This window comes from Brevundimonas sp. (assembly GCF_036405315.1).
In the GTDB taxonomy this organism is placed as follows: domain Bacteria; phylum Pseudomonadota; class Alphaproteobacteria; order Caulobacterales; family Caulobacteraceae; genus Brevundimonas.
Map to the genome: position 1 here is coordinate 23,586 of NZ_DASWXW010000016.1, position 23,115 is coordinate 46,700.

Sequence of the window (23,115 nt, forward strand, 5' to 3'; positions counted from 1 at the left end):
AGCGGCAGCTTGTCCGCGATAGGGATGCGTCTGAGTTGATCGAGCAATACGGATGGTCTGACCTGCTGACGCAGGCTTTTGCGCCGCACGCGCGCGCCGGCCACACGCCCGGGCGCGTCGTTTTGCAGCAACGGGACGGCTATCTGGTCGTCACGGATCAGGGTGAGGTGCGGGCCAAGGCCTCCGGCCGCCTGCTGCATGAGGCCAAGGAAATCGGCCACCCGGCCGTCGGCGACTGGGTGGCCGTGTCGCTGACCCCGCAGGAACGCACCGGCGTCATCCAGGCCATCCTGCCGCGAAGCACGGCCTTTGTCCGCCGGGCGGCGCACAGCTCGCGCGGGCTGCAGATCATCGCCGCCAATATCGATGTCGCCTTTGTCGTCACCTCGATGAACGCCGACCTCAATCCGCGCCGTATCCAGCGCTATCTCGCCGCCGCTTGGCAGAGCGGCGCCCGGCCCGTTGTGGTGCTGACCAAGTCTGACCTCTGCGATGATCCGCAGGCTCAGGTCGCCGAGATCGCAGCCCTGGCGACCGACTGTCCGGTGCTCATGGTCTCGGCCCGACAAGATCTCGGCCTCGACGCCCTGCTCGCCCAGGTCAAGCCCGGCGAGACCTGCGTGCTCATCGGCTCGTCCGGCGTGGGCAAGTCCAGCCTGGTCAACGCCTTCCTGAACGAGGACCGGATGGCGACCCAGGCCATTCGCGAGGCCGACGACCAGGGGCGCCACACCACCAGCCATCGCCAATTGATCCTCCTGCCCGGCGGCGGAATGATAATCGACACGCCCGGCGTTCGCGAAGTCGGTTTGATCGACGCCGAAGAGGGCGTCGATGCGGTGTTTGACGACATCGAGCGCCTGCCCCAGGACTGCCGCTTCAACGATTGCAGTCACGCCAACGAGCCCGGTTGCGCCGTGCGCGCGGCGCTTGAAAGCGGGGCCCTCGCCCCCGAACGCTGGGCCCACTTCCAGAAGCTGAAGCTGGAACTGGCGGCGGCCGAAGAAAAGGCGGAACGCGCCGCCAGGGACGTCGAACGCCGCCGCCTCGCGGGCCTACAGAAACATTACCGCGCCACCAAGAGGAACGACCGGGGCCTGCGCGACTGATCCTGCAACGGGGCGTCGCCATGCTCATGGTCACGAACGGTTCAGTTTTGCAGAATCTAGGCGGCGCCCGTCGGCAAACGGGTTAGTGGGAAGATCCAATTCCAAGAGAGACGCCCATGCCCGCCTATACCATCGTCACCACCAGCGCGACCGAAGGCAGCGAGGCGGCCGAGGTCAACACGCTTTCCGACGAGTTCGTCGATGTCAGCGAAGCCTTGGGCTACTCGCGCCGCATGGCCGAAGAAATGGTCGGCATGGCCGGTCAACTGCTTCTCGACTTCGACTACAGCAATATCGGCCTCTACGACGGCGACCTGATCGACGAGGACCTCGACCCCGAACACCCCGCCTTCATCGGCATGTGGGTGCTGGACCATGAGGGCGCCGCCTTCGTCCCGGCTGACGAATTCCAGGACAGCGTCACCGACGCCGACCCCGCCTGACCGGACGTTCGCGCTCGATTAACGCAAGGCGAGCGGCCCGCGCATTTCCGCTCGCCTTGCGCTAGACCCCGCCCATGAGCCTTCCTCTCCTTCCTGATCGGACCTGCGGCGGCTGCGTCGAGTGCTGCCGCGTGATCCCGCTGAACCTGCCCGAACTGGCCAAGCCGACGGGCGAGCTGTGCGGCTATTGCGTCGACGGGGCGGGCTGTTCGGTGCATGAAATCCGGCCCCAGACCTGCCGCGTCTGGTTCTGCCTGTGGCGGGCGGTCGAGCTGTCGGACGACTGGCGGCCCGATCGCAGCGGCGTCATCATCCGCCCCGACGGCGTCGAGCGCGGCGAGATCACCCTCTATGTCGTGCGCCGCTCCGACTTCCTGGCGGGGATGGACTTCTTCGCTGCGGTCGCCGGCTGGATCGCCGAGGGGGTCGAGGTGGCCCTCAGCGTGCCCGGCCCGGTCGGGACCTATCCGGCCCGCGCCGTCGTCACCGACTGGCTGCGCCCCGCCGTCGAGGAGGGCGATCCCGAAGACTTCGTCGCCCGCGTGATCGCTTCGCTGGACAGGCTGGCCGAGCATGACTTTCAGCCCGACGGCGTCACGGCGCGGTATGCGGTGGTGTAGCCGCCCGCCCCTCCCTATCTTGGCCTTATGTCCATCGCCCGCCTCGACAGCCGCGCCCTGATCCGCGTCACCGGCCCTGACGCCCGAACCTTCCTGCACAATCTGCTGACCCAGGACGTGGAGACCCTGACGCCCGGCGCACTGCGCTTCGGCGCCCTGCTGTCTCCGCCGGGGCGGCTGCTGTTCGACCTCTTCCTGTGGGGCGAGGAGAACGGCGTGGTGCTGGACGTCGCCGCCGAGCGGCGCGACGCCCTGGTCCAGCGTCTGTCGATGTATCGCCTGCGCTCCGACGTCGAGGTCATGCCCATCCCCGACGCGGTCTTCGTCGCCTGGAACCAGACGCCAGAGGGCTTCGTCCCCGACCCCCGCCTGCCGGACCTCGGCGGTCGCCGCTGGGGCGATCAGTGCGAGATCGACGCGACCGAGGCCGACTGGCAGGCGCACCGCCTGGCCCTGGGCGTGCCGGACCCGACGGCGGATGCCCTGACCGACAAGACCTATCCGATCGAGGCGGACTTCGACCTGCTGAACGGCATCGACTTCCACAAGGGCTGCTTCATCGGTCAGGAGACCACCTCTCGGATGAAGCGGCGCGGCTCGATCAAGAACCGCATGATGGCCATCGCCTTCGACGGGCCCGCGCCCGAACGCGGGGCCGAGGTGCTGAACGGCGAGCTTCGCGCCGGCGAGGTCATGACCGGAGACGACGGCCGCGCCATCGCCCTGATGCGTCTGGACCGCCTGGAGGGCGAATTGAGCGTCGATGGCCGTCCCGTGCGCGTCCAAAAGCCCGGCTGGATTCCTGATTTTCAAGGCTAATTTCGGAAAGACGGAAAATCTGCTTGTCATGATGTAAAAGTTGCTTGACGCAAAACGCGACGTTGGTAAAGTTCACTTGTCACAACGACATGGGAGCTTGTCATGAACACCGCAACCAAGACCGCCGCCGCCAACAAGAAGAAGATGGACGATCTGACGGTCGGCCTGTGCGCCCTCACCGTGGTCGGCGTCAGCGCCACCGCCGCCACCCCCTTCTGGCCCGCCGTCTGGGGTCAGGCCCCGTCGATCGGCGTGGTCGTCCTGGCCGCCGGTCTGGCCGTCTTCCTGGCCCTGCACACCCTCTACTGGTGGCGCGCCCTCGATGAAGCCGCGAAGGAAGCCCACAAGTGGGCCTGGTGGTGGGGCGGCAATCTGGGCTTCATCGCCGGCGGCGCCGCCGTCGTCATCGCGGCCCTGAACGGAGCCGACCTGCTGCCGGCCCGCGTGCCGCACACCGACACCGCCCTGATCGCCCTCGGCGTCGTCGCCGCCTTCGCCGCCCAGGCCATCGGCTACGGCATCGCCTGGTGCGCCTGGTGGACGGCCCGCCGATGACCAGCGATTTCGTCAACCGCCTCAAGGTCTGCCGCGCCGAGCGCAACTGGACCCAGGCCGACCTCGCCGAACGGCTCGACGTCTCCCGTCAAACCGTTCAGGCGCTGGAAAAGGGCCGCTACGACCCCTCCCTGCCCCTGGCCTTCCGCATCGCCCGCCTCTTCGGCCGACCGATCGAAGCCATCTTCGTGCAGTGATCCCGGCGAGCCCTAGTGCCCGCCAGCTACCAAAAACACACCGACATTCAAAGGATTAACCAATGACCTGCGCCAACCGCATGGGCCAAGCGGCCAGACACGTCTCCGACCTCGCCCTGGGCGTCTGCGGAGCCCTGCTGATCAGCCTCGCCGTCATGACCCTCCCCAGCCCCGGCCAGGCCGCCGCCTGGTTCAACGCCCCCGCCGCCGTCACCGCTCGCTAAGCCCTCAGCTCATTTCAGGACCAGACCCATGTTCAATCTCTATTCCTCGATCGTCGACCGCTTCTCGGGCTTCGCCCTCGGCCTCTGCGGCGCCCTGCTGATCACCACGGCCATCGAGGCCGTCCCCACCTTCGGCCGGGCCCAGCCCGTCGCCGTCATCGCCAGCAATGTTTCCAACACCTTCTGATCCAACCTCCCAGCCCTCCCGGCCGACGCCGCCGCCCTCGCCGCCTTCCCCGGCGCCGCTCACGCCGAACAGGCCGCTGCGCCGGCCGCTGCTGTCGCCGTCGGCGTCGCCCACCTGGCCGATCAGGACAGCGTCGTGGATATGCTGAAGGCGCGCGGCTACACGGTCGAACGCCTGTAAGCGGCACGCCCGATGCGACGAGAGGCCCGGCCGCAACGCCGGGCCTTTTCACTTGCGCCACCAGAACATTCCCGCAACATCGCCCCATGACCGAATCCGAAAAGGCTGAAGGCCGCTGCGGCTGGTGCGGCACGACCGACCCGCTCTACATCGCCTATCACGACACCGAATGGGGCGTGCCCGAATACGACCCCCGCGCCCTGTGGGAGAAGCTGGTGCTGGACGGGTTTCAGGCCGGACTGGCCTGGATCACCATCCTGAGAAAGCGCGAAGGGATGCGCGAGGCCTTCCACGGCTTCGATCCCGAGATCATCGCCCGCTACGACGACGCCGACCGCGCCCGATTGCTGGCCGACCCACGCATCATCCGCTCGCGCGCCAAGATCGAGGCCGCCATCAACGGCGCCCGCCTCTGGCTGAACATGCGCGACAACGGCGAGGACTTCTCCGCCTGGCTCTGGTCTTTCGTCGATGGAAAGCCGCTGGTGAACCAGTGGAGCCATTTCCGCGAGGCCCCGACCCAGACCGCCGAAAGCCTCGCCATGGCCAAGGCCCTGAAGGCCCGCGGCTTCAAATTCTGCGGCCCGGTCATCACCTACGCCTTCATGCAGGCCGTCGGCATGGTCAACGACCACCAGACGACGTGCTTCCGGCATGGGGAGGTGGGCGGGGCGGGCGGATCAGGGCTGGCCGCCAAGGTCTGATTTCCGGCGTGACGCTGCCGTCCGCTTTCGCCCCGTTGCGGACATTGACTTCCTTCACTCGATGGCGAGTTCTTCCCTTATGAACAAGCGCCACAAGATCATTTTAGGGATCGGTCTCGGAGTTGTCGTCGCTGGGTTAGGAGCCACGTTGATCTTCTTCGACAAGGTTGACGCCTGTTACGACAGCGGCGGAGTGTACCTAGATGAGATAGGGAAATGTTCGCATTCCCAAACCGAGGTAGATCGCTACCGACCGAAATCGGGCTGATCGGGCAGAGTCCGCGTCCCACCCCCAGCTGACGTTCAACGTGCCTGCTTAGCGCCGCCTACCCTCGACCGGCTTCCGCCCCGCGCCCGTTCATGGCACTGACGCGCGATGAAGCCGCCCAAAGCCGCCGCCAAGATCGACCGCCCCTTCCCCACCCTGATGCTGGAGCTTGAGGCCAGCGCGACGTGGAACGGCCATGTCTGCGGCGTGGACGAGGCGGGGCGCGGGCCTTGGGCCGGGCCGGTGTCGGCGGCGGCGGTGATCCTGAACCCCGACGACCTGCCGCCGGGCATCGACGACTCCAAGGCCCTGACGGAAAAGCGCCGCGCCGCGCTGGAACCCGAGATCAAGGCCCGCGCCCTGGCCTGGGCCGTCGGCTTCGCCTCGGTCGAGGAGATCGACGAACTGAACATCCTGCACGCCACGGGCCTGGCCATGCGCCGCGCGGTCGAGGCCCTGGCCCATCCGCCGGTTCACGCCCTGGTGGACGGCAACTACCGCTTCAAGCTGCCCTGCGCGGTGACGCCCGTGGTCGGCGGCGACGCCCTGTCCCTGTCGATCGCCGCGGCCTCGATCCTGGCCAAGACGGCGCGCGACCGCCTGATGATCGAAATGGACGCCGTCTATCCCGGCTACGGCTTCGCCAGCCACAAGGGCTACAACGCCCCCATCCATCAGAACGCTCTGAACACCCTCGGCCCCTGCCCGGCGCACCGCCGCAGCTGGGCCCCGATCAAGGCCTTGCTGGAGACCGCCTAGACCCCCAGAGCCCCGCCGACCAGCAACCCGATCACCAATACGACCACGGCGACGGCGAGGATGATCGCCCAGTTGGGAAGGCCGGTTGAAGCCCGGTGATGGGACGGCGGACGTTGGGCAGGCATACTCATGCTGCCGATAACCCGACCCCCGCAAGAATGTTCCGCGTCAGGCGGCGACGGGCAGGCTCAGTGGTTTCTGGGTCACGACGAACAGATGCTCGACGTTGCGCAGACGCCCGACCGCCCCGACCTTTTCGCCCTTCAGATTGTGGATGCCGATGCGGGCGCCGACGTAGCGGGGTCGCGGTATCTCGACCACCTGGACATGGCCGCGCGCCGACAGCATGGCCGTCAGGTCGTCACGGCTCAGATAGCCCTCGTCGTTGAAGCTGACGATCAGGTTGGGCGCCTGAAGCCGCTCGACCACGGATTGCAGCGCCGGGCCGATGCCGGGGCGGCTGTTGAACGGGCTCTTGCGGGTCTTCACGTCCACCCGCTTGTTGGCCACGCCGTAGGTCTCGGGCTTGTCCCACAGGATCAGGCTTTCCCAGCAATGGTAGTTGGCCAGATAGGAGTGCTGGTTGTAGGGCGGGTCCAGATAGACGAGATCGGCCGCGACCTGATCGGCGATCTCGACCGCGTCGTCCTGGGTGGCCTTGCACGGCCCCGCCGCCACGCCCGGCAGCAGGTCTGGCAGTCGCAGCTCCAGCGGCTTCAGCGCGCGCGGCGCCCACTGCTTCATATAGGCCATCTGCAGCCCGGCGGTGGAATCCACCCGGTCCGCCGCCTCCATCAGGGCGACCAGAACCACGGCCTTCAGCTCCGGCTCCAGCCCCATGGCCTCGATGCGGGTGCGCATGGCGTCGATGCGGGCGCCGTTGTCGGGGTGGAAGAAGCGGGCGTCCTCGCAGAAGGCCTTGGTGAACCAGCCGGCCTCGGGCGTCAGCGTCCGCAGCTCGGCCAGAACCATCTCGGCCTGGCTCGCCCAGCGTTCGCGGTCGGCCTGGACATAGGCCGTGGCCAGGGTGTGGGCGTAGGCGTTGTGGTCGTTCGACCAGACGCGAAACCCCTGTCCCTTCAGGGCGTGACCGACGCGGGCCGAACCGGAAAACAGGTCGCACACCGTCCCGCCGTCCGGCAGGGCGGCGCGCACCGCACCCGTGACATGGCCCAGAAGCGCGCGCTTTGAGCCGATGTACTTGATCATTCCGCCCCGTCAGGTCTTCCGGGCGCGCTTCGCCCCTTGCGGAACATGGGCCGGAGCATGGGCCAGACGCAACAGATTCGCGGCCCCCGGCGCGCCGAAAGGCGTTCCGGCCAGGATCAGGATGCGCTGACCGGCTTCGGCCAGGCCATAGATCATGGCCGCCTCGACCGCATCATCGGTCAGGCCTTCCAGCGAGGTCGGCTGCTCGCCCAGGCGCGGCTCCAGCCCCCAGACCAGGGCCAGGCGGCGCGCCGTCTCGGGCTTGGGCGTCAGGGCCAGCACCGGCTGCAAGGGGCGCTCGCGCGACATCCGCCGCGCCGTGCCGCCCAGGGTCGTGAACACCACCATGCAGGCGGTCGAGGCCGCCTCCGCCGCCTTCCTCGCCGCCGCCACCAAAGCATCGACGTCGTGGATGTCCATGCCCGCGTGCTCGGCGTCCATCAGGCCGGGCCACAGGGGGTCGCGCTCCACCCGCTCCATGATGCGGTTCATGATCTGGACCGACTCCATCGGATAGTCGCCCGAGGCCGTTTCCGCCGACAACATCAGGGCGTCGGCGCCCTCATAGACGGCGTTGGCCACGTCGGACGCCTCGGCCCGCGTCGGGGCCGGCGAACTGGTCATGGACTCCAGCATCTGGGTCGCGACGATGGCGGGCACGCCGCGTTGGCGAGCAGCGCGCAGGATCTTCTTCTGCGCCACCGGCACTTCTTCCGGGTCCATCTCGACGCCCAGGTCGCCGCGCGCGACCATGACCCCGTCGCAGTAGTCGAGGATGCTCTCCAGATCGTTCAGGGCCTGGGGCTTCTCGATCTTGGCCAGACAGGCAGCCTGACCGTTCACGATGCGCTTCAGCTCGGCCATGTCCTCGGCCTTCTGCACGAAGCTGAGCGCCACCCAGTCGACGCCGAGACGAAGGGCGAAGGCCAGATCCTCGCGGTCCTTGGGCGTGAGGGCCGACACAGGAATGACGGCCTCAGGCACGGCCACGCCCTTGCGGTCGGACAGTTTGGAGCCGCTTTCGACCGTCACATCGGCCCATTTGTCGCTGCGCTCGCCGACCCGCAGGCGGATGCGCCCGTCGTCGATCAGCAGCAGCATGCCGGTGCGCAGGGCCTTGAAGATTTCCGGGTGCGGCATCTGCACCCGCGTCTCGTCGCCGAGCGCAGGGTTCAGGTCGAAGCGCATCCTGTGGCCCGGCTTGATGGCGATCTCGACGTCGGCGAAGCGGCCCAGCCGCAGCTTGGGACCCTGCAGGTCGGCCAGCACGCCCAGCGGGCGCTTCAGCGCCATCTCGGCGCCGCGCACGGCTTTCAGCGCGGCGGCGTGATCCTCATGCGAGCCGTGGCTGAAGTTCAGGCGGAAGACATCGACGCCTGCCTGGGCCAGCGCCTTGACCGTGCCCGGGGCGCGGCTGGCGGGTCCAAGGGTCGCGACGATGCGCGCGCGGCGGGCTCTGTTCATGGTGCTTCCTCAGGCGGCTCTCACGGCCATGACCTCCCCTCAGAGGCCTTGAGGTCCCTTGTGCCAACGAAACGCCGAGGGCGTAAGACCACGCCTCCGGCCGGAAACACGAGTTTATGAGCCTTGGAACACGACCTTACGGCTGCACCGTCTCGCAACGCCCCGTCGCGAAGCCGGGCAGGTCGATGCATCGGCCTTCGACCTTGGGGGCGGTCACGCCCATGACGTGGGCCAGGGTCGGGGCGATGTCGAGGGTGCGGATCGGCAGGAAGCGTTCCTGCCCCAAACCTTCCGCCCCCTTGGTCCAGAAGATGATCGGCACGCGACGGTCATAGTCGAAGGGCGTGCCGTGGCCGCTGATGGCGCGGCCGACGCTGCCGCCCGGCACCACGTTCTGGGCGTAGAAGATCAGGATGTCGGGCGAACGTCCCGCCACGGCGCTGAGGCGCGCGCGCTCGCGCAGGGTCAGCATGTCGGGATTGTCCGAGGCCGGGATCGGGTCCGTCAGCACCGCGTCGCGCGTGGCGACGAAGGCGATCTCGGGATTGGTCTTCAGCATCTCGACCGCCGCATTCGCGACCTCGGTCCGCAGCGGATCGGCCAGGGCCACGCCGCCGCGCCCGGCCACCATCAGGCCGCTGCCGCCCTGCTGCAGCGGATTGACCTCCAGGTTGAAACGTTCCTTCAGCGCCAGATTGACCCGCGCCACCCGCTCCAGATCGGCGCGATGCGCGTGCGGATAGCCGTGGTCGTGCAGGCGCTCGACGAAGTCCGATCCGCCGTGGTCCGCCGTCAGCACGACCAGCGTCCCTTCCGGCAGCTTGTTCAGGAACAGGCCGAGGGCTGCATCCAGGCGGTGCATCTGCTCGCACATTTCCGGCCCCTGGGTGCCGAAGCTGTGGCCGATGCGGTCGGTGGCCGACAGGCTGACGCCCAGCATGTCCGTGGTCCCGCGCCGGCCCAGTTGCTGCGACTGCAGCAGGTCCGCCGCCGCCACCAGGGTCGCTTCGTCCAGGGCCGGCGAGGTGTCGAACACCGGGTTGGCCGGCGGCACGGCCGCGCGGAAGGTCTGGCCGCGAATGGTCCAGTCGCCGTCCAGCCCCTGGCAGTCGCTGAACGCCCCCGTCCAGTAGGGCGCCGGGTTCGACGCCTCGCTCATGGCGCGGAAGCGGGCGTTGAAGGCCGCCACCGGCGCCAGCCGCGCCTCGGCGCTCTGACCCGGCTCGACATAGGTGGTCAGGCCGAAGCCGTCGGTGAACCAGTAGGCCCCGTCGCCCTTGTGCCCGTTCAGGTTGATCGCGCCGCGATCCTTGCCCGAAACGGCGAAGATCCGGCTCTGCGGGTTCTTTTCCTTCAACCAGTCGGCCAGGGTCGAAACCATCAGCTGGTCGGGGCCGACCGGGCCGTTGTCGGTGTTCTTGCCGTGCGCCAGCGTGTTCTGCGGCGCGGCCAGGCAATAGACTTCCTTGCCCGTGGCCGGATCGACCCAGTCGTTGGCGAGGATGCCGGTCTCGGTCGGGTGCATCCCGGTCAGGATGGTGGAGTGGCCCGGGCAGGTCTCGGTCAGGCCGTGCGTCTGATAGCCGTTGACATGCACCAGCCCCTGATCCGCCAGAGTCTTCAGACCGCCGGTGAACCGGCTGCGATACTGGCTGAACAGATTGGCGCTGAACTGGTCCACCACGATGGTCACTACCAGCGGCGGCGCCGCACGCGCGGTCGAAGCGGCGACCGGGGCCGTCGTCGCTGCGGGCTGGGCCGCCTGCTGCGCCAGAGCCGGCAGGGACGCGCCCGACAGAAGAGCGAACGTCAGGGTGGAGGCCAGAACACGGCTGCGGATCATCTTGGACACCGGAAACACGACAGGATGAAGGGTGACTACCCCCCCAGCGTAACGGCGCCAAGACAACGGCTCAGATGAGCGGCTCAGCCGGTTCCAGAAGCGTCGGGCCGTGACATCCGCCTTGCATGACCGGAGGCCCGGCATCACTCGCCGATCAGTTTCGCCGCGCGCGAACACTATTACCGCTTGCACCAATAGAACGCCGTTCTACAGTTTTTTGGAGCCACAATGGGAAGGGAAGCCGAAGCCCATTGCAGCCAATCAATGAGAGGCCATCATGACTGACACCTGGATTTCTCGTCGCGGCCGCACCTTTGGCATGGCAGTCAGCCTGTTCGGCGTCATCGCATACATCGCCTGCCGTCTAGTATTCGCAAAATACTGGCTCGACATAGTGGCCAACGACGCCTTGGGCTGGACCATAACAGCTGCTTATGCGGCGATCGGATCCATCATTGCTGGCGCCGTGATAGTGACAGCGTCCTTCATCAGGAAACCCCGCTAGACGCGATTACCGAAGCCCCCGGAGGCTGACCGGGGGACTTCTCATCGGCGCAAAAATTGGTGCGAGCGGCGGGGGTCGAACCCGCAAGACCGAGGTCGGCAGATTTTAAGTCTGAGACGCCCTGAGCAATTTCAACACTTTGCCGGATTTGCGGCGCTGGCGCGGCGCTATCAGATTATGAGCCGCTCGCTGGCCTGGGCGATGGCGTCGTCCTCTTCCTCGTCGCGCCAGAGATGGCCGTAGGTGTCCATCGTCATCTTCAGCGTGGCGTGTCCGACCAGCTCCTGAACCTTCTTCGGCTTGGGCTGCGGCGTTTGCGCCAGCCAGAGGCTGACGGCGACATGGCGCAGGACGTGGGGCTTGAACTCGGCAACCGGGCGGTTCTTGCCCTTGCTGTCGGGGAGCATCATCACCAGCCCGGCGGCGCGCATCAGCGGCATCCAGCAATCGCGGATGAAGTCCTCATAGCCCCACACGCCCTCGCCGGTCTTCGGGTTCGGGAACAGCCGGCCCGGCATCATTCGGCGCTCCCGGCGGCCGTCTACGTGCTGGAAGTGGCCGACCGGCCCGCGCTTCAGGCGCCAGGCGCGCACGGCAAGGGCTGTCGTCTGCCCGATCGGCACGTCGCGTTGGCCCTTCTTCGTCTTCGGCGGGTCCAGTGTCCGGTGCGTCCGGTCTAGCCGCTCCTTCACGCGCAGCTTGCCGCCCGTCGTCCGAACAGCTGCGGCATCGTCTGCCATGCCAAGAGCTTCCGAGATCCGCAGCCCTCCGAACATGAGGATGCGCACCACGGCGCTGTCGCGTTCAGGGTTGGCGCTCTCGGTCGCGGCCTTCACCAATGCGGCGAGCTGATCCTTCGACGGCAAAGAGAAGGGCTCGCTGTCGGCCTTTTCCCCATCGCCCTCGACGGCGCAGGCCTGAGCCGGGTTCGCCAGCAGCCAGCCGCGGCGAGCTCCGAACCGGCACCACGTCACCAGAGAGCGCCTGATCTGGCGCGCGAGGTTGATGGAGCCGCCGCTCTGCACGACCTCGTCGAGGAAACCTTGAATGTCGGGAGACCGCAGGTTGGAGAGCCGGGTGCGTCCGATCTTGTGGTCGCGGATATGGGTGTCGAGGATCGACTGATAGCCGTCCGCCGTCCCGGTGCGTCGGGCGCCCGCCCTGACCAGGCCGTGGAAGTTCGCGATGTGGGCCTCGGCCAGCTGCGTCACTGTCATGGTGGACGACCCGCCGACCAGCCCGGCCGAAACGCTGTCGAGCCACGCCTTGGCCTCACCCTTCAGGTCGAAGTTCTTGGACTGCCTGACGCCGTCAGGGCCAGCCCAGGTCGCGCGCCAGCTGACCTTGACGCTACCGTCCTGGCGCGGCCGGTTCTTGATCTTGCGGACGTTAGCCATGCGAAGCCCCTGAGCGTGCCGCATACAGGCACGTCAGGCCGCCGATGTCATCCGTCACGCGACCCGCACATTCGGCGCTAGGGTCTCGTCAGCCTCCAGCCATGCGTCCAGCTCGTCGGGGAAGGCATAGAGCCCGATCCCGTCCCGCTTCCGGATCGGGCAGGTCCAGCCTTTCTCCCGCGCGTGGTAGACCCAGCGCTCGGGGCGGCCGAGATAGCTGGCGATGTCGGCGGCGCCCTCCAGACGGACGCGGCGGGTCGGCGTGCTGTCGTTCGCGGCGCTCATCGTCCCTCTCCATCAGGGGGCGTGGTGGGGGCGCGAAGACGGGCGCGGCGCTCGGACCATTCCTGCACCAGTTCGGTCGCGGCGAGCGGCCCGTCCTCAGCCAATGTCCGCGCGAACTCACGAGCAATCGCGGCCTCCTGTTTGTCGTATAGCCTGACGACTTCGCTCATCCGCCCTGTGCCTTGGCTTTGAGAATAGGGGAGACTACGCCGCTTTCAGCGCCTTCGTTCCGTCGCCGCACGATCACCTTGTCCAGACCATCGAGGCCGAACATGCGGATTGCCAGCGCCACGGCCTGAAGCTCAGTGATGACGGCGAGATTGTCAGGCACAGGGATGGAGCCGTCTTCGGCGGAATGTACCATCACTCTCCAGCCTCCTTTGCTTGGTTAGGGGCGGATGGGAGGGGGAGCCAGTAAATGTCGTTGGCGGACGTGTAGCGATCCGCCCGGACGACACGGCCCGCCTTTTCGAGCCGCCGCATACGGCGAAGGATGTAGGGGCGGCGAATGAGCATACCGAGGCGGTCAGCAACGTGTGCCGTTCGCCCGCCGTCGCGCAGTGCGGTGACGATCTGATCGTCTGTCGGCTCCAGCCGTTCGATGAGCGCGCTATGGTCGGTCATTTCCACGCGTCCTTCTTCTTTCTTCGGCATGACGGACACAACCTCGGATGGAGGCTGTTCATGTTTGCTGCGTAGTGAAGCCCGCAAATCAGGCAGACAATCAGCCGCACGGTCATTGGTCGGCTCCCTGGTTGGCTAGCAGCGCGCGGGCATTGGTCTTGAACGACGCGAAGCCGCGCCAGTCGTCGCATTTCAGGCCCGTCGCCTTTCGCAGCAGCCCTACGGCCTCGTCGCGCTGGCGTCGGTATTCGAGCGCCTCTTTCGCAACATCGCGTCCGTAGCCACGCAGCGCCGCTATCTCGGACAGGAGGGCTTCGAGGACGTCGGCAGCACGCGGGCCATCAGGGTTGGCTAAAACGCGGCCATAGATGCCGTGGCGGTCCCGCTTCGATGCACGCAAAGACGCCAGCAGTTCCGCATGGTCGGCTGTCTCTCGGGTGGTGGGGGCGGTCATTTACGTGCCTCACGATCTTTGCGCTCGCCCATGCCGATCTCAACTGCGATCTTCACTCCATCGTCGGTCAGCCAGTTCCAGCCGTCCGCGCGCTGAACCAGACCACGGTCAAAGAGGTCAGAGCGACCGGCCTTGCTGGGAACCTCGCCGTCCCATGTCGGCCCGTGCTTGAACAAGCACCACATGACTTCCCATTCTGCGCCGGTCAGCGCCTTCGGTGTTGCGATCACGCTCATTTCGCATCCCCCTTCAGGGCGTCAGGGGTGGAGAGGGGGCCGATGCACGCGCGGAACGCAGCCTTGACTAGTTCGCGCTTGGCAGGGGTCAGCGCCAGCTTTTCGATGTTGTCGGCCATCTGGTTGATGACGTCTTGGCGGACCTCCCGCAGCTTGTCGGCGCTCGGGGCGGCTGGGTGGGGGTAGAGGGGCTGGGTGAAATGCCCCTCGCGGGCTTCCGGCTGGCGACGATGAGACAACAGATGCGATGCAAGTTCATCGCGCAGCTTCCACGGCGGGGCGCTGAGCCCGTGCTTGGCGAACAGGTCGTTGATGACCTGAAAGGCGGGGCGTTCATCGGCCATCGTCAGGCCCTCCATTTCAGGTGATTGCGGGCGTAAACGACCCAGAGCGCGACGTTCATGGGGAGCAGACCCCAAGTCGCTGACGTGACGATCCAGCCAAGCCAAAGCGCCTGATTGCCGAGGCCGATGGCCCATGCGGAGCGATGCTTGTTGCCCGCCAGCACGGTCATCCAGATCGTGATCGCGGACAGGAGCCAGGGCAGATAGGTGATGATCTCCGCTTTCATGAGCGGGCTTCCGGCGCAGACGAACGGGCGCGGAGGGCGAGAACCTTGATCAGGTCCGAGCGAAACTCGACTGCCGGGTCGAGGCACCATTCGCCGCCATAGACCTGCTCAACCTGCGCGCCCGCCGCGACGGCGGCCACGCGAACTTCCGCATCTCGGCCTTCACGCTCCCCCGCCCCCTCGGCTGGGGCTTCATGGCTCGCGGCAACCATGGCGGCGAATATCGCCTCTACAGCCCCAGCCCCCACAACTTCGGAGCCGTCCATGTATGTGTCGGTAAAGTCTCGAAGCGCTCCTTCTCCCGCTTCGACCATGGCTTCCGTGATAGGCGCGGCTTCCGCGTTGAGAGCGTTGAACTTGGCAAGCTCTCGGTCGTACCGTTTCCAGTGCCCCGCCGCCTGCGTCTCAGCGTCAGACCGGGCTGTCGGGTCCGCCGCGCTTCGTGCGATCCGATCTTGCCCCTCAGCGGCCTCTCTGATGGCCTCTACGCGGTTGTATTCGTCTCGCCATGCCGGTGAGGCTGGGGCTTCATGGCGGGGGGTGAGAGCTGGCGGCATGACTGATAGGTCAATCAGCTTGGTCCAGTCCGGCGTGTGGATGTTGCAGGACCATCGGCCACATGGTTTGTCCTGCTGGTCGCCGTTGACGATCGATCCGCCAAGCCCATACGCGATGTGCTGCGCCAGTTCGGACGCTCCAACTGCCTCAGCCACCCAAGGTGCGGCGATCAGGTCCAGGTCGCGCTCCATCGTGCCATGAACGCCGATGGCGTAGCCGACTTCCCGCGCCAGTTCGCGGATGCGGTCGATGTCAGGAAGGCCGGGCCATTCCCACCCGTCAGCGGGCTTCGTCAGCGCGGTCCCGCATTTCTGGCAGGGATCGACGGCGCGCGGCGAGTTACAGGTCATGCAGGCCCATTCCACCCCCTCCCGCTCTGGGGCTTCCGGGGATAGGGCGGCGAGGCCAAACTCGCGGATCAGCGCCTTTGCCAGCCGCTCTTTCGAGCCCGTTAGAGATGTGGCGTAGAAATCCTCGAACACGATCCGCTCGACGCGATTCTGCACGTCCTCCCCACCCGCCAGCGATGACGGGGCGGGGGCGGCTTGAGCCTTCGCCAGTTCGATCGACAGCCAGCGGATGCGCTCCTTGGCAGCGGTCTGCCAGACGATCAGGTCGAGGTCGTTCCGATCCGCCATGAAGACGCGGTTCGCCAGTGCGAAGTCGGTCAGGTCGGGCCGCGAACGGGGCTGTCCGTCATACTGGCGGACGAACTCGGCCCATGCGGCGTCATCATCGCAATGGCCGGGGCCGCGAACCGGAACGACGACGCTCTGGGTGGTTGGGGTGACGGTCATGCGCGGTTCTCCCGGCGATAGATGTCTGTCTCGGCGGCTTCGGCCATCAGGTAGGCGTCGTGGTCGCCCGTGTCGAACCTGGCCAGGATCGCCTCTTCCGTGGCCTCGTCGCCCGTCGAGACGGGATGCCCGTCGATCTTCTCGACGCGGATGTCCTCGATCTCCGCATCCTCGGCTGGCAGTCCGCCATGAGCGTAGGCGGGGGGCGTTTCGGCCCGGCCCTGGCGGACGACATAGCTGATCGTCGCGTCCAGCTCGCAGTAGTCCGCCTCGCCATCCGTCCCGAACGACAGGCAGGTGCTGTAGCTATATCGGCGGCTCATGCCTCACCCCCACGGCGGGAGGCTTGGCGGATTCTAGCCTCGCGCTGGGCGTCATGCCCGGCCGGATCGGCGGCGAAGTAGAAGCTTCTCGCTCTGGCGTAGAGTGCGAACAGCTTGTCCGACTGAGCTTCGGGGATAGTTCCGGTGAAGTCGTCGACCCAATCGATGAAATCAACAATCAAGCGAACCGAATCCGCCTCAAGCACTTCCGTTGGGGTGGTCATGGCTGGGACTCCTGGGGGCGGTGGTTGCGGATGATCTGCTCACCGGCGGTGATGTCGCCGGAGACGGCGTAGAGGGCCTGGCACAGTTCGAAGGGGTCGATGCCCAGGGCGTGCCAGAAGGTCAGTTCGGCGCCGGAGTGCTGCTTGGTGTGGCAGTCCCGGCAAAGGGGCGCGGTCCAGCGATCGGACGGCTTCTCAGCCTTGCCGGTGTGGCGCTTGCCGATGGTGATGTCCCCTGCCCTCAGGTGGGCGGCGTCGCAGGGGCCCGGAACCCGGCAGGCGGCGCAGGGCAGCCGGCGGATGAAGGCCAGATGCTTGTTGTCGCGCTCGCGCGGCTGGCGCTGGCCGGGGCCCTCGGGCCGGAAGGACCGGGACCGGACATGGCCCGGGGCGAAGTGCTTGCGCTTGAGCGCCCGCTTCTCCTCGCGCAACCGCGTGAGATCGGCGTTGATATGGAACAGCGACCGACTCATGCGGCGGCCCTGTCGATGGTGACCGTGCAGCTCTGCTTCAGGAGGCTGTTGCGGGTGCGCTCGCCCTCTGGGGTGAGCAGGACCGTGAAAGGCCGGGCGGGGATGCCGCGCTCAGGCCATGCGGCGGCCTGCTGGACAGCGAGGAGATAGCCCTTGGCGATCAGGCGCAGGACCAGCTCTTCGGGGAAGGTCAGGCGGTCGTCATAGCCGCCCATGACCTCGGGCAGCAGGCGGAAAGGCACGCCTGCGAAGGCGCAGCGGTTCAACTGCTGGAGCGGCCTGACGGCGCGCAGTAGGTCGGCCTCGTCGGCCAGCAGTCGGCGGGGATGCTCGTGGATCATGCCGCTTCCTGACTGGCGGTTTCGACGTAGCGGGTCTGGAGCTTACGGCCGATGGGGCCGCGGTAGCGGAAGGGGCAGGCCTTGAGGCCCAGACCGTTCTCGGCCTCCAGCATGGCGAGCTGGCTGTCCGAGGTGGCGAGATCCACACGGCGCTCGAAGGCCTCGGCCCAGCCGCGCCAGTCGGTGGCGGTCAGGTCTTCGGGCAGGAACAGGCGCTCGGACCAGTCCACGTCCTCGACGTACTCGGGCAGGCTGTAGGGCCCGACCTCTTCGACGACGGCCGCCGCGACGTGTTGAACAGGCGGCGGCGCCGGGTTGGCGAGGTTCTGGTTGTCGTTCAGCCAGGTCATGGCGTCGCACAGGCGCTGTGCGAACACCCCGGCGTCGTCGACATAAGCCGACAGGTAGAGGACAGGCACCCCTGCCCCGCCCGGCTCGCGGGCGCCGTCGATGCGGACGGTCGTAGGGCCGAACAGGTCGATGTCGCGCTTCGGCGTGCCGGTGCTGACGATGGAATAGAACTCTCGCATCAGACCAGGGCCCACCAGAAGCAGGCGGCGAGGCCGAGGCAGGTCCCCGCCTGCCAGGTGATGACGAAGGCCCTGCCGGCGCGGCCGGCGGCGGACTTGGCGGCGGCTTCGCGGCGCTCCTGACGCTGGGCCTCGGCGGCCTGACGCAGGATCAGGTTGCACTCGCGCTCAGCGCGCCGGTCGCGAACAGCTTGCCAGTTCGGATGGAAGCCGATGCCCAGCGGATGCGGGCGCATGTCGATGTAGGCGTCTTGGGCCACGAACGTCTCCCCCTTTGATGTTGAGAGATGGTTCACATCATTTGAACTGAACGTCAAGAGATTAGTTCACACCTTTTGAACTAACGACCGAGACTGACGCATCGCCCCTCGACACCGCCCGATAGGTCAGCGATCAGTGTGCGTTAACTTCTGAGGGCGGGATGCGAAGGGATCGGACTTACCACGTGGCGCAGTTCAAGCGTCGCCGAGGCAAACTGGCCGAAGGCGATCTGCTGACCTTCCCAGACGAGGCGGCGGCCTTTCGCCAGGGCAAAGCGATGATGGGTCGCGTAGACGGCCTGGTCTTCTTCAAGATTGAGTGCGGCGAGGAAGGGGACATCTGGAGCGCTGTCGAAACGCTGGCGACAGTAGGAGACGTCCCGCAGGAAGCCGAGGATGCCGCCTGAGGTTCACAGGAATTCGTTCCTATGGCAGCATGCCACTATGACCGAAGCCGAAGCCAGAGAGATTGTTGAGCGCTACGAAGCGCTTTTGGCTGCTGCGCTCGGCCGTCTGCCCTACCCGCTTGAGGATGGCGATGTCCCGCGCCTTGTCATAATGCGCGATGATACCGTCGGCCTTGAGGTCATCAGCGCCGACTCCATGGAAAACGACGACGGAAACCCTTGCGGAGGGATGCTCAGCTCGAGCTATTTCCCGGCGCGCTTCGACGCCCCTTCTTCGCGACCTTAGCTTTAGTCGCACCCTGGGCGGCCTGACCCAGCCGGCGGCTTTGAAGGCGTGGCTTTCGAACATACGGCCGTGGTCGGCCGGTTGGCCGCATCGCCATGCCAATGCCTCGGATGTAGTCGGCGATAGCGTAAAGATCACCGACGAGCGCGTCAGCGTCGTCCATCCATGGATCGCTCTCATGGCGATTGATCTTCTTGATGTCCGTCGTGAAATAATCGGGAGTGATCGTGTCGCCCCAGTCTCGAAGATAGACGTGTGCGGCAAACTTCCTCTGTTCATTCGCGCTGTCGAGCTGATCAAGCGACCAGATGAGGGCCGAGTGGAGCGTCTTCTTGTGATCGATCGCCGCAGCTCCCGCCCGAACCGCCTTACGGCGCATGTCGTCGGACTGGAGCGCCAGCCAGAGGTTGCGGGCCACGACGGTGTCGCCGTCCACGACCATCCACTGAAACACGTCGAAGAGGCTTCCATGCGCCTCATTCCAGGCCATCAGAAGAGAACCGATAGCCATCGCGTTCTTCTTGACGATCGGGCGTAGGTGCGGCCTCGGCCTTCTGGCGGCCGTCCACGGCGGCAGCTTCACGGCCGCTGGATCAACATTGCCCACTTACCTCTCCCCCGAGGTCATTCGACATTCACCAGTGAATGTTTATGCGGCGCGGCCGGTCGGCTTTTTGCTCTCAGCCGTCGCCTTTACGACTGGCACTGCTTCTTCTTTTGCCACCTCGCGCACAGCGGCCTCTAGGCGCCGGATACGCATAGCCTCCTCTGGATGCATCAGAAGCTCGTGCGGCCGGATATTCAGCAGCTCGGAAATGGCCTGGATGTGATCACGCCGGAACGGCTGGAGGCCGTGCCACAAGCGGTTCGCCGTGTTCTTCGGATAGTCCAGCTTCGTGACAAGGTCATGCTGCTTCAGGCCCGCCGTGGCGAACCACTCGTGCAAATACCAGTCGGGGCCATCGGGCTGTTCCATGTTCACATGATGCGAACTTCTCCACAGGAAGTCGCCCGCCACCATGTGAACATGTGAGATTGACGAGAGGTTCAAACTATGTGAACCTCTCTGCATGACATTCGCTCAGCATCGCGCAGCCCTCGGCCTCTCGCTTGAGCAGTGCGCCGTGGCCCTCGGCCTCAGCCCTTCAAGCAAGGGCTGGCTCTCCGAAATCGAGAACGGGAAGCGCGACGCCTCTCTTCGACTGGCGCTCAGGATCGAGCGCTGGAGCAAGGGCGAGGTGAAGGCGGCCTCGGTCTGCGCCGAACTTCGCGCGGCAAACGACGGAGCCGCCGACGAAGACCCCGGGGCCGAAGACCCCGAAGCCCGACAGCGAGCGGCCTGACCATGGCGGGGGGCAACATCAAGGGGACGAGGCCGACGCGGTCGGTGGTCGACATCCTGATCAGCACGATCCGGTCGCAGGCCGAGGCGACGCTGGCGCTGGAAAGCCTGCTGGCTGACCGAGCGGACGAGTTCACCATCGCGCGGGCGAGGCGGATCGTTCTCGACACCGCCCTGACAGCTCAGTCGACAGCCGACGGCGCCGAGCGCCTGCAACGCGCCGCGCTGGCTGGACTGCCGCCCTCCATGACCGTCGCCAACACCGACCACCCTTCACCTCCCGATGAGCCGCCACCTCGGGCGGCCTGACCCTTTGACCGTATGGCCGGGCTTCCCGGTCGTCACCTTGCCCCAGACCGGAACTTCGCAATGCGCGAGCTGAACCCCACCCACATCAAGGCCCTGTTCGACCAACTGGTCGCGGCGGTCGGCACCCAGGACGCAGCGGCGGTGTTCCTGGGCATCAGCCGCCAGCGCGTAGGCCAACTGATCAGCACGACCAACAACGACCTGCCCACGGTGATGCAGATCGCCAAGCTGGAGCAGGTCTGCGGTCAGTCGCTCGTCTTTGGCACGCTAGCGCGTGAAGTCGAGGGCGACCCCGCGGCGGACACCCTTGCTGCGGCCGTCCTGTCCACTGCCGCGAGTTCAGCCGCCCTGACAGCCATCCACGCCGCGAAGGCCGATGGGATCATCGATCCGCTTGAGGATGAGGCGATCAAGGACCGGGCGCGGGAGAACCTTGAGGCCGCGCAGCGCCAGTACGACGCCGCCATGAACATCCGGCCGACGCTTCGGGTGGTGGCCTGATGCGAACGATCCTCGCAGGCATTGCCTTGTTGACCATCGCCCCGGCCGTGGCCGGTCGGATGGCTCGGATCTTCCTCGACTCGATGGAGGGGCCGCCGCCGCCCAGCGTCTTCGTTGCGCTGGTCCTGCTGGCGCTCGCGGCCTTCTGGCCCCGGCGAAAGGACGCCGCCTGATGGGCTCGTTCCTCGCACGTCTTCACGCCGCCGTTCTGGCCCTGACCGGCAAAGACAGCCTCCTGCGCGGCCAGCCCGACCCGTTCGCCACGGTTCAGGGTGTCTTCGACGCCCTCGAGCAGCGCGCGACTGAGCGCCGCGACATGACCGCTGTCGGAAAGCTGAAGGCTGCCCGCAACATCGTGACCAACGAGTGCCTGCGAGGTGCCCGATGACAGTCGCCACCAATCGCGCCAACACCACCAACACCGGCGCCTTCGCCACGTCCCGGCGAGGCGGCCTGACGCCGCAAGAGGTCCAGATGGCCCGCCAAATGCGGTCCAAGGGTCGGGGTTGGCAGACCATCGCCAACGTCATGGGGCGTTGTCGTGAAGACCTGCAGGGCCTGGAAGCCTCCAACGACGAAGGCTTGCCGGTCGGCGGTCCGCGTCCACGCCCTTTCGCCTGGACGGAAGAGAAACTGGCCGAGTCGGAGCGCCTGTACCTGGAGGGGTTCGGCGCCAACACCATCGCGACAGCGGTCGATTGCGACCTGAGGACGGCGGAGGCTCGGTACAGCCTGCTTCGCCGGAAGGTGAAGCGATGATGCACATCAACCGTATCTCGGCCCGCTCGGTGATCGAGCACGTCGGGGCCAGGCATGGTCTGGACTTCGCGGTCATGGCGGGGGTCAACCGCGCCTACCGGATAGCCCGCCCCCGTCAGGTGGCGATGTATTGCGCGCACACGCTGTGCCCGCATGTCAGCTCGGCGATGATCGGCAGGCTGCTGGGCGGGCGTGACCACACGACCATTCTGCACGGCATCCGAAAGATCGAGAGCCTGCTGCCGGTCGATGACGCGATCCGCGCAGAGGTGGCCGAGGTCGTGGCTCATTTCCGGCTGAGCAGCACCGAGCCGCGCGACCTGATGCTGTCGGCGCAAATCGACGCCGCGTCGAAGCATCTGGAAGCCCTGATCAACGAAGCCCGCGTGCGGGTGGATAGGGCGAGGCTGGCGGCATGAGCGTTCAGGCCATCACATGGGCTCTGGAGCAGACGTGCGCGACGGCGACCGAGAAGGCCGTGCTGCTGGTCGTGGCCAACTACGTGGGGCCTGACGGCACGACGTTCGTGGGTCAGGAGACCATTTCGGAACAGGCGTGCTGCTCGATCAAGACGGTCGAGCGGTCGCTCGCGGCCTTCGAAAAGGCGGGCTGGATTGAGCGTGAACGTCGCCACCGGAAGGACGGTTCGCGGACGTCGGATCTGATCATCTCGAAGGGTCCGAAACACCCTGAACGGAGGGAGAACGACCAAACCGACAATAAGTCGGGTAGGCGCGCGCCTAACAGACACCCTGTCCAAACCAAACAGACATCCTGTCCAAACCTACCCGACACAGTGTCGGGGCCCACTTCGTTTGAACCGTTAGAGGAACCGTTAGGGGAAGATGCTGTTGCTGCGCGCGAGCCGGCGAACGATCCGGTCCCGGTGGCTCAGGTCGTCGAGACGGTGGTCAGCGACTGGCCCGAGGGCGACGCCCGCCATCACGCTGAGCTGCTGAGCCGGGCCGCCAAGACGATCCGCCTCGACCCATCCCGCCAGCCCGGCCTGACCACGACGCTGGGCCGCCTGGCCGCCTGGCGCCGAGACGGGGCGAGCTGGGAACACGACGTCCTGCCCGTAGTCACCACCATCGCCGCCAAGCCCGGCCAGCCGATCTCGTCGTGGAAGTTCTTCGACGCCCCCATCGCCCAGTCCATCGCCGACAACCGCCAAGCCCTGAACATTCCTGAGGCCCGCCATGCAGCCCCTTCCGATGTCCGCCGCACCGATCGCCACGTCGCCGTCCTCGACAACTACGACCGCCACTGGTCCGGCGCTGAGCAGGGCGCTGAGTTGCTGGCTGCTCGACGAAACCTCTGACGCCAAGGCCATCGAGGTCATCGCCAAGAGC

The 23,115-nt window shown here is 66.6% G+C and carries 43 protein-coding genes and 1 pseudogene; 22 read left to right on the forward strand and 22 right to left on the reverse strand.

Features of this window, described 5'->3' with window-relative positions; all coding sequences use genetic code 11:
- The first annotated feature begins 35 nt into the window (after positions 1-35).
- The 11 genes and pseudogenes from rsgA (at position 36) to VGE49_RS00895 (ending at position 6,065) form a co-directional block, all read left to right on the forward strand.
- Positions 36-1,109, forward strand: a complete 1,074-nt coding sequence (gene rsgA / locus VGE49_RS00850; protein ID WP_331032697.1) for a ribosome small subunit-dependent GTPase A — start codon at positions 36-38, stop codon at positions 1,107-1,109.
- Between the two features lie 116 nt (positions 1,110-1,225).
- Complete coding sequence (locus tag VGE49_RS00855; protein WP_331032698.1) at positions 1,226-1,552, forward strand: hypothetical protein; 327 nt, start codon at positions 1,226-1,228, stop codon at positions 1,550-1,552.
- Positions 1,553-1,626: 74 nt separating this feature from the next.
- Positions 1,627-2,172: a hypothetical protein gene (locus VGE49_RS00860; RefSeq protein WP_331032699.1), complete on the forward strand. Its 546-nt coding sequence runs from the start codon at positions 1,627-1,629 to the stop codon at positions 2,170-2,172.
- A gap of 27 nt (positions 2,173-2,199) precedes the next feature.
- Positions 2,200-2,991 carry a CAF17-like 4Fe-4S cluster assembly/insertion protein YgfZ gene (ygfZ, locus tag VGE49_RS00865; protein ID WP_331032700.1) on the forward strand — a complete coding sequence of 264 codons (792 nt, stop codon included), beginning with the start codon at positions 2,200-2,202 and terminating at the stop codon, positions 2,989-2,991.
- Positions 2,992-3,093: 102 nt separating this feature from the next.
- Complete coding sequence (locus VGE49_RS00870; protein ID WP_331032701.1) at positions 3,094-3,546, forward strand: hypothetical protein; 453 nt, start codon at positions 3,094-3,096, stop codon at positions 3,544-3,546.
- Positions 3,543-3,743, forward strand: coding sequence for a helix-turn-helix transcriptional regulator (locus VGE49_RS00875; protein ID WP_331032702.1), 201 nt, complete (start codon positions 3,543-3,545; stop codon positions 3,741-3,743). The genes VGE49_RS00870 and VGE49_RS00875 overlap by 4 nt, the downstream gene beginning before the upstream one ends.
- 62 nt (positions 3,744-3,805) lie before the next feature.
- Entirely contained in the window at positions 3,806-3,967 is a 162-nt protein-coding gene (locus VGE49_RS00880) for a hypothetical protein (protein ID WP_331032703.1), read from the forward strand.
- A gap of 28 nt (positions 3,968-3,995) precedes the next feature.
- Positions 3,996-4,154 carry a hypothetical protein gene (locus tag VGE49_RS00885; protein ID WP_331032704.1) on the forward strand — a complete coding sequence of 53 codons (159 nt, stop codon included), beginning with the start codon at positions 3,996-3,998 and terminating at the stop codon, positions 4,152-4,154.
- Between the two features lie 99 nt (positions 4,155-4,253).
- Positions 4,254-4,334 (forward strand): annotated as a pseudogene (locus tag VGE49_RS14195) (TraB/GumN family protein); the annotation flags it as partial.
- Positions 4,335-4,420: 86 nt separating this feature from the next.
- Positions 4,421-5,038 carry a DNA-3-methyladenine glycosylase I gene (locus VGE49_RS00890; protein WP_331032705.1) on the forward strand — a complete coding sequence of 206 codons (618 nt, stop codon included), beginning with the start codon at positions 4,421-4,423 and terminating at the stop codon, positions 5,036-5,038.
- Positions 5,039-5,414: 376 nt separating this feature from the next.
- Entirely contained in the window at positions 5,415-6,065 is a 651-nt protein-coding gene (locus tag VGE49_RS00895; RefSeq protein ID WP_414643580.1) for a ribonuclease HII, read from the forward strand.
- Here the strand turns inward: VGE49_RS00895 and VGE49_RS00900 are convergent.
- The 4 genes from VGE49_RS00900 to VGE49_RS00915 all read right to left on the reverse strand — a co-directional run bounded on the left by VGE49_RS00900 (position 6,062) and on the right by VGE49_RS00915 (position 10,581).
- Positions 6,062-6,190 carry a hypothetical protein gene (locus tag VGE49_RS00900; protein ID WP_331032706.1) on the reverse strand — a complete coding sequence of 43 codons (129 nt, stop codon included), beginning with the start codon at positions 6,188-6,190 and terminating at the stop codon, positions 6,062-6,064. The two genes, VGE49_RS00895 and VGE49_RS00900, sit on opposite strands and share 4 nt — an antisense overlap.
- A 43-nt stretch (positions 6,191-6,233) precedes the next feature.
- Positions 6,234-7,274 carry a DNA adenine methylase gene (locus tag VGE49_RS00905; protein WP_331032707.1) on the reverse strand — a complete coding sequence of 347 codons (1,041 nt, stop codon included), beginning with the start codon at positions 7,272-7,274 and terminating at the stop codon, positions 6,234-6,236.
- Positions 7,275-7,283: 9 nt separating this feature from the next.
- Entirely contained in the window at positions 7,284-8,738 is a 1,455-nt protein-coding gene (gene pyk / locus VGE49_RS00910; protein ID WP_331032708.1) for a pyruvate kinase, read from the reverse strand.
- Between the two features lie 136 nt (positions 8,739-8,874).
- Positions 8,875-10,581 (reverse strand): alkaline phosphatase family protein, encoded by a 1,707-nt coding sequence (locus VGE49_RS00915; RefSeq protein ID WP_331032709.1) that lies wholly within the window; start codon positions 10,579-10,581, stop codon positions 8,875-8,877.
- A 277-nt stretch (positions 10,582-10,858) separates the two neighbouring features.
- Between VGE49_RS00915 and VGE49_RS00920 the strand changes: the two genes are divergently transcribed.
- Positions 10,859-11,086, forward strand: coding sequence for a hypothetical protein (locus VGE49_RS00920; RefSeq protein ID WP_331032710.1), 228 nt, complete (start codon positions 10,859-10,861; stop codon positions 11,084-11,086).
- A 170-nt stretch (positions 11,087-11,256) separates the two neighbouring features.
- Here the strand turns inward: VGE49_RS00920 and VGE49_RS00925 are convergent, their stop codons facing one another.
- The 16 genes from VGE49_RS00925 to VGE49_RS01000 all read right to left on the reverse strand — a co-directional run bounded on the left by VGE49_RS00925 (position 11,257) and on the right by VGE49_RS01000 (position 18,159).
- Positions 11,257-12,483 carry a tyrosine-type recombinase/integrase gene (locus VGE49_RS00925; RefSeq protein WP_331032711.1) on the reverse strand — a complete coding sequence of 409 codons (1,227 nt, stop codon included), beginning with the start codon at positions 12,481-12,483 and terminating at the stop codon, positions 11,257-11,259.
- Positions 12,484-12,537: 54 nt separating this feature from the next.
- Positions 12,538-12,768 (reverse strand): hypothetical protein, encoded by a 231-nt coding sequence (locus VGE49_RS00930; protein WP_331032712.1) that lies wholly within the window; start codon positions 12,766-12,768, stop codon positions 12,538-12,540.
- The gene (locus VGE49_RS00935) at positions 12,765-12,938 is read right to left on the reverse strand and encodes a hypothetical protein (protein WP_331032713.1); all 174 of its coding nucleotides are present in this window, start codon (positions 12,936-12,938) and stop codon (positions 12,765-12,767) included. The genes VGE49_RS00930 and VGE49_RS00935 overlap by 4 nt, the downstream gene beginning before the upstream one ends.
- Positions 12,935-13,132 (reverse strand): hypothetical protein, encoded by a 198-nt coding sequence (locus VGE49_RS00940; RefSeq protein WP_331032714.1) that lies wholly within the window; start codon positions 13,130-13,132, stop codon positions 12,935-12,937. Before VGE49_RS00940 ends, VGE49_RS00935 begins: the two co-directional genes overlap by 4 nt.
- On the reverse strand, positions 13,132-13,392 hold the full coding sequence (locus VGE49_RS00945; RefSeq protein WP_331032715.1) for a hypothetical protein: 261 nt from the start codon (positions 13,390-13,392) through the stop codon (positions 13,132-13,134). The genes VGE49_RS00940 and VGE49_RS00945 overlap by 1 nt, the downstream gene beginning before the upstream one ends.
- A gap of 112 nt (positions 13,393-13,504) precedes the next feature.
- Entirely contained in the window at positions 13,505-13,846 is a 342-nt protein-coding gene (locus tag VGE49_RS00950; protein WP_331032716.1) for an HK97 family phage prohead protease, read from the reverse strand.
- Positions 13,843-14,082 carry a hypothetical protein gene (locus VGE49_RS00955; RefSeq protein ID WP_331032717.1) on the reverse strand — a complete coding sequence of 80 codons (240 nt, stop codon included), beginning with the start codon at positions 14,080-14,082 and terminating at the stop codon, positions 13,843-13,845. The genes VGE49_RS00950 and VGE49_RS00955 overlap by 4 nt, the downstream gene beginning before the upstream one ends.
- Positions 14,079-14,426 (reverse strand): hypothetical protein, encoded by a 348-nt coding sequence (locus VGE49_RS00960; protein WP_331032718.1) that lies wholly within the window; start codon positions 14,424-14,426, stop codon positions 14,079-14,081. Before VGE49_RS00960 ends, VGE49_RS00955 begins: the two co-directional genes overlap by 4 nt.
- 2 nt (positions 14,427-14,428) lie before the next feature.
- On the reverse strand, positions 14,429-14,653 hold the full coding sequence (locus tag VGE49_RS00965) for a hypothetical protein (protein WP_331032719.1): 225 nt from the start codon (positions 14,651-14,653) through the stop codon (positions 14,429-14,431).
- Entirely contained in the window at positions 14,650-16,008 is a 1,359-nt protein-coding gene (locus VGE49_RS00970) for a hypothetical protein (protein ID WP_331032720.1), read from the reverse strand. Before VGE49_RS00970 ends, VGE49_RS00965 begins: the two co-directional genes overlap by 4 nt.
- On the reverse strand, positions 16,005-16,331 hold the full coding sequence (locus tag VGE49_RS00975; RefSeq protein WP_331032721.1) for a hypothetical protein: 327 nt from the start codon (positions 16,329-16,331) through the stop codon (positions 16,005-16,007). Before VGE49_RS00975 ends, VGE49_RS00970 begins: the two co-directional genes overlap by 4 nt.
- Positions 16,328-16,555 carry a hypothetical protein gene (locus VGE49_RS00980; RefSeq protein WP_331032722.1) on the reverse strand — a complete coding sequence of 76 codons (228 nt, stop codon included), beginning with the start codon at positions 16,553-16,555 and terminating at the stop codon, positions 16,328-16,330. Before VGE49_RS00980 ends, VGE49_RS00975 begins: the two co-directional genes overlap by 4 nt.
- Positions 16,552-17,028 (reverse strand): DUF968 domain-containing protein, encoded by a 477-nt coding sequence (locus tag VGE49_RS00985; protein ID WP_331032723.1) that lies wholly within the window; start codon positions 17,026-17,028, stop codon positions 16,552-16,554. Before VGE49_RS00985 ends, VGE49_RS00980 begins: the two co-directional genes overlap by 4 nt.
- The gene (locus VGE49_RS00990; protein WP_331032724.1) at positions 17,025-17,369 is read right to left on the reverse strand and encodes a hypothetical protein; all 345 of its coding nucleotides are present in this window, start codon (positions 17,367-17,369) and stop codon (positions 17,025-17,027) included. The genes VGE49_RS00985 and VGE49_RS00990 overlap by 4 nt, the downstream gene beginning before the upstream one ends.
- Complete coding sequence (locus tag VGE49_RS00995; RefSeq protein ID WP_331032725.1) at positions 17,366-17,899, reverse strand: hypothetical protein; 534 nt, start codon at positions 17,897-17,899, stop codon at positions 17,366-17,368. The genes VGE49_RS00990 and VGE49_RS00995 overlap by 4 nt, the downstream gene beginning before the upstream one ends.
- Positions 17,899-18,159: a hypothetical protein gene (locus VGE49_RS01000; RefSeq protein ID WP_331032726.1), complete on the reverse strand. Its 261-nt coding sequence runs from the start codon at positions 18,157-18,159 to the stop codon at positions 17,899-17,901. The genes VGE49_RS00995 and VGE49_RS01000 overlap by 1 nt, the downstream gene beginning before the upstream one ends.
- 185 nt (positions 18,160-18,344) lie before the next feature.
- Here VGE49_RS01000 and VGE49_RS01005 point away from each other — a divergent pair, with 185 nt between their 5' ends.
- Positions 18,345-18,566: a hypothetical protein gene (locus VGE49_RS01005; RefSeq protein WP_331032727.1), complete on the forward strand. Its 222-nt coding sequence runs from the start codon at positions 18,345-18,347 to the stop codon at positions 18,564-18,566.
- A gap of 37 nt (positions 18,567-18,603) precedes the next feature.
- Positions 18,604-18,852 carry a hypothetical protein gene (locus tag VGE49_RS01010; RefSeq protein ID WP_331032728.1) on the forward strand — a complete coding sequence of 83 codons (249 nt, stop codon included), beginning with the start codon at positions 18,604-18,606 and terminating at the stop codon, positions 18,850-18,852.
- Here the strand turns inward: VGE49_RS01010 and VGE49_RS01015 are convergent.
- Both VGE49_RS01015 and VGE49_RS01020 read right to left on the reverse strand, forming a co-directional pair.
- A complete protein-coding gene (locus tag VGE49_RS01015) occupies positions 18,800-19,459 on the reverse strand; it encodes a hypothetical protein (RefSeq protein WP_331032729.1) in 660 nt (219 codons plus the stop codon). The two genes, VGE49_RS01010 and VGE49_RS01015, sit on opposite strands and share 53 nt — an antisense overlap.
- Before the next feature lie 42 nt (positions 19,460-19,501).
- The gene (locus tag VGE49_RS01020; RefSeq protein WP_331032730.1) at positions 19,502-19,828 is read right to left on the reverse strand and encodes a helix-turn-helix domain-containing protein; all 327 of its coding nucleotides are present in this window, start codon (positions 19,826-19,828) and stop codon (positions 19,502-19,504) included.
- A 94-nt stretch (positions 19,829-19,922) separates the two neighbouring features.
- On the opposite strand from VGE49_RS01020, the gene VGE49_RS01025 reads away from it, so the two are divergent.
- From VGE49_RS01025 to VGE49_RS01060, 8 genes are read left to right on the forward strand one after another with little or no spacing between them, the layout of a single operon-like run.
- Positions 19,923-20,195, forward strand: a complete 273-nt coding sequence (locus tag VGE49_RS01025; RefSeq protein ID WP_331032731.1) for a helix-turn-helix domain-containing protein — start codon at positions 19,923-19,925, stop codon at positions 20,193-20,195.
- A gap of 2 nt (positions 20,196-20,197) precedes the next feature.
- Complete coding sequence (locus VGE49_RS01030) at positions 20,198-20,503, forward strand: hypothetical protein (RefSeq protein ID WP_331032732.1); 306 nt, start codon at positions 20,198-20,200, stop codon at positions 20,501-20,503.
- A 60-nt stretch (positions 20,504-20,563) separates the two neighbouring features.
- The gene (locus tag VGE49_RS01035; RefSeq protein WP_331032733.1) at positions 20,564-21,004 is read left to right on the forward strand and encodes a hypothetical protein; all 441 of its coding nucleotides are present in this window, start codon (positions 20,564-20,566) and stop codon (positions 21,002-21,004) included.
- Positions 21,005-21,033: 29 nt separating this feature from the next.
- Positions 21,034-21,177 carry a hypothetical protein gene (locus tag VGE49_RS01040; RefSeq protein ID WP_331032734.1) on the forward strand — a complete coding sequence of 48 codons (144 nt, stop codon included), beginning with the start codon at positions 21,034-21,036 and terminating at the stop codon, positions 21,175-21,177.
- On the forward strand, positions 21,177-21,392 hold the full coding sequence (locus tag VGE49_RS01045) for a hypothetical protein (protein WP_331032735.1): 216 nt from the start codon (positions 21,177-21,179) through the stop codon (positions 21,390-21,392). The genes VGE49_RS01040 and VGE49_RS01045 overlap by 1 nt, the downstream gene beginning before the upstream one ends.
- Positions 21,389-21,763 (forward strand): hypothetical protein, encoded by a 375-nt coding sequence (locus tag VGE49_RS01050; RefSeq protein ID WP_331032736.1) that lies wholly within the window; start codon positions 21,389-21,391, stop codon positions 21,761-21,763. The genes VGE49_RS01045 and VGE49_RS01050 overlap by 4 nt, the downstream gene beginning before the upstream one ends.
- Positions 21,760-22,182, forward strand: a complete 423-nt coding sequence (locus tag VGE49_RS01055) for a helix-turn-helix domain-containing protein (RefSeq protein WP_331032737.1) — start codon at positions 21,760-21,762, stop codon at positions 22,180-22,182. The genes VGE49_RS01050 and VGE49_RS01055 overlap by 4 nt, the downstream gene beginning before the upstream one ends.
- Entirely contained in the window at positions 22,179-23,084 is a 906-nt protein-coding gene (locus VGE49_RS01060) for a helix-turn-helix domain-containing protein (RefSeq protein ID WP_331032738.1), read from the forward strand. The genes VGE49_RS01055 and VGE49_RS01060 overlap by 4 nt, the downstream gene beginning before the upstream one ends.
- The last annotated feature ends 31 nt before the right edge of the window (positions 23,085-23,115 follow it).

Coding starts and splice junctions, on each gene's coding strand:
- VGE49_RS00855 (WP_331032698.1), top strand. CDS start 1,226: ATGCCCGCCTATACCATCGTCACCACCAGCGCGACCGAAGGCAGCGAG.
- VGE49_RS00860 (WP_331032699.1), top strand. CDS start 1,627: ATGAGCCTTCCTCTCCTTCCTGATCGGACCTGCGGCGGCTGCGTCGAG.
- ygfZ (WP_331032700.1), top strand. CDS start 2,200: ATGTCCATCGCCCGCCTCGACAGCCGCGCCCTGATCCGCGTCACCGGC.
- VGE49_RS00870 (WP_331032701.1), top strand. CDS start 3,094: ATGAACACCGCAACCAAGACCGCCGCCGCCAACAAGAAGAAGATGGAC.
- VGE49_RS00875 (WP_331032702.1), top strand. CDS start 3,543: ATGACCAGCGATTTCGTCAACCGCCTCAAGGTCTGCCGCGCCGAGCGC.
- VGE49_RS00880 (WP_331032703.1), top strand. CDS start 3,806: ATGACCTGCGCCAACCGCATGGGCCAAGCGGCCAGACACGTCTCCGAC.
- VGE49_RS00885 (WP_331032704.1), top strand. CDS start 3,996: ATGTTCAATCTCTATTCCTCGATCGTCGACCGCTTCTCGGGCTTCGCC.
- VGE49_RS00890 (WP_331032705.1), top strand. CDS start 4,421: ATGACCGAATCCGAAAAGGCTGAAGGCCGCTGCGGCTGGTGCGGCACG.
- VGE49_RS00895 (WP_414643580.1), top strand. CDS start 5,415: ATGAAGCCGCCCAAAGCCGCCGCCAAGATCGACCGCCCCTTCCCCACC.
- VGE49_RS00900 (WP_331032706.1), bottom strand. CDS start 6,190: ATGCCTGCCCAACGTCCGCCGTCCCATCACCGGGCTTCAACCGGCCTT.
- VGE49_RS00905 (WP_331032707.1), bottom strand. CDS start 7,274: ATGATCAAGTACATCGGCTCAAAGCGCGCGCTTCTGGGCCATGTCACG.
- pyk (WP_331032708.1), bottom strand. CDS start 8,738: ATGAACAGAGCCCGCCGCGCGCGCATCGTCGCGACCCTTGGACCCGCC.
- VGE49_RS00915 (WP_331032709.1), bottom strand. CDS start 10,581: ATGATCCGCAGCCGTGTTCTGGCCTCCACCCTGACGTTCGCTCTTCTG.
- VGE49_RS00920 (WP_331032710.1), top strand. CDS start 10,859: ATGACTGACACCTGGATTTCTCGTCGCGGCCGCACCTTTGGCATGGCA.
- VGE49_RS00925 (WP_331032711.1), bottom strand. CDS start 12,483: ATGGCTAACGTCCGCAAGATCAAGAACCGGCCGCGCCAGGACGGTAGC.
- VGE49_RS00930 (WP_331032712.1), bottom strand. CDS start 12,768: ATGAGCGCCGCGAACGACAGCACGCCGACCCGCCGCGTCCGTCTGGAG.
- VGE49_RS00935 (WP_331032713.1), bottom strand. CDS start 12,938: ATGAGCGAAGTCGTCAGGCTATACGACAAACAGGAGGCCGCGATTGCT.
- VGE49_RS00940 (WP_331032714.1), bottom strand. CDS start 13,132: ATGGTACATTCCGCCGAAGACGGCTCCATCCCTGTGCCTGACAATCTC.
- VGE49_RS00945 (WP_331032715.1), bottom strand. CDS start 13,392: ATGACCGACCATAGCGCGCTCATCGAACGGCTGGAGCCGACAGACGAT.
- VGE49_RS00950 (WP_331032716.1), bottom strand. CDS start 13,846: ATGACCGCCCCCACCACCCGAGAGACAGCCGACCATGCGGAACTGCTG.
- VGE49_RS00955 (WP_331032717.1), bottom strand. CDS start 14,082: ATGAGCGTGATCGCAACACCGAAGGCGCTGACCGGCGCAGAATGGGAA.
- VGE49_RS00960 (WP_331032718.1), bottom strand. CDS start 14,426: ATGGCCGATGAACGCCCCGCCTTTCAGGTCATCAACGACCTGTTCGCC.
- VGE49_RS00965 (WP_331032719.1), bottom strand. CDS start 14,653: ATGAAAGCGGAGATCATCACCTATCTGCCCTGGCTCCTGTCCGCGATC.
- VGE49_RS00970 (WP_331032720.1), bottom strand. CDS start 16,008: ATGACCGTCACCCCAACCACCCAGAGCGTCGTCGTTCCGGTTCGCGGC.
- VGE49_RS00975 (WP_331032721.1), bottom strand. CDS start 16,331: ATGAGCCGCCGATATAGCTACAGCACCTGCCTGTCGTTCGGGACGGAT.
- VGE49_RS00980 (WP_331032722.1), bottom strand. CDS start 16,555: ATGACCACCCCAACGGAAGTGCTTGAGGCGGATTCGGTTCGCTTGATT.
- VGE49_RS00985 (WP_331032723.1), bottom strand. CDS start 17,028: ATGAGTCGGTCGCTGTTCCATATCAACGCCGATCTCACGCGGTTGCGC.
- VGE49_RS00990 (WP_331032724.1), bottom strand. CDS start 17,369: ATGATCCACGAGCATCCCCGCCGACTGCTGGCCGACGAGGCCGACCTA.
- VGE49_RS00995 (WP_331032725.1), bottom strand. CDS start 17,899: ATGCGAGAGTTCTATTCCATCGTCAGCACCGGCACGCCGAAGCGCGAC.
- VGE49_RS01010 (WP_331032728.1), top strand. CDS start 18,604: ATGACCGAAGCCGAAGCCAGAGAGATTGTTGAGCGCTACGAAGCGCTT.
- VGE49_RS01020 (WP_331032730.1), bottom strand. CDS start 19,828: ATGGAACAGCCCGATGGCCCCGACTGGTATTTGCACGAGTGGTTCGCC.
- VGE49_RS01025 (WP_331032731.1), top strand. CDS start 19,923: ATGACATTCGCTCAGCATCGCGCAGCCCTCGGCCTCTCGCTTGAGCAG.
- VGE49_RS01030 (WP_331032732.1), top strand. CDS start 20,198: ATGGCGGGGGGCAACATCAAGGGGACGAGGCCGACGCGGTCGGTGGTC.
- VGE49_RS01035 (WP_331032733.1), top strand. CDS start 20,564: ATGCGCGAGCTGAACCCCACCCACATCAAGGCCCTGTTCGACCAACTG.
- VGE49_RS01045 (WP_331032735.1), top strand. CDS start 21,177: ATGGGCTCGTTCCTCGCACGTCTTCACGCCGCCGTTCTGGCCCTGACC.
- VGE49_RS01050 (WP_331032736.1), top strand. CDS start 21,389: ATGACAGTCGCCACCAATCGCGCCAACACCACCAACACCGGCGCCTTC.
- VGE49_RS01055 (WP_331032737.1), top strand. CDS start 21,760: ATGATGCACATCAACCGTATCTCGGCCCGCTCGGTGATCGAGCACGTC.
- VGE49_RS01060 (WP_331032738.1), top strand. CDS start 22,179: ATGAGCGTTCAGGCCATCACATGGGCTCTGGAGCAGACGTGCGCGACG.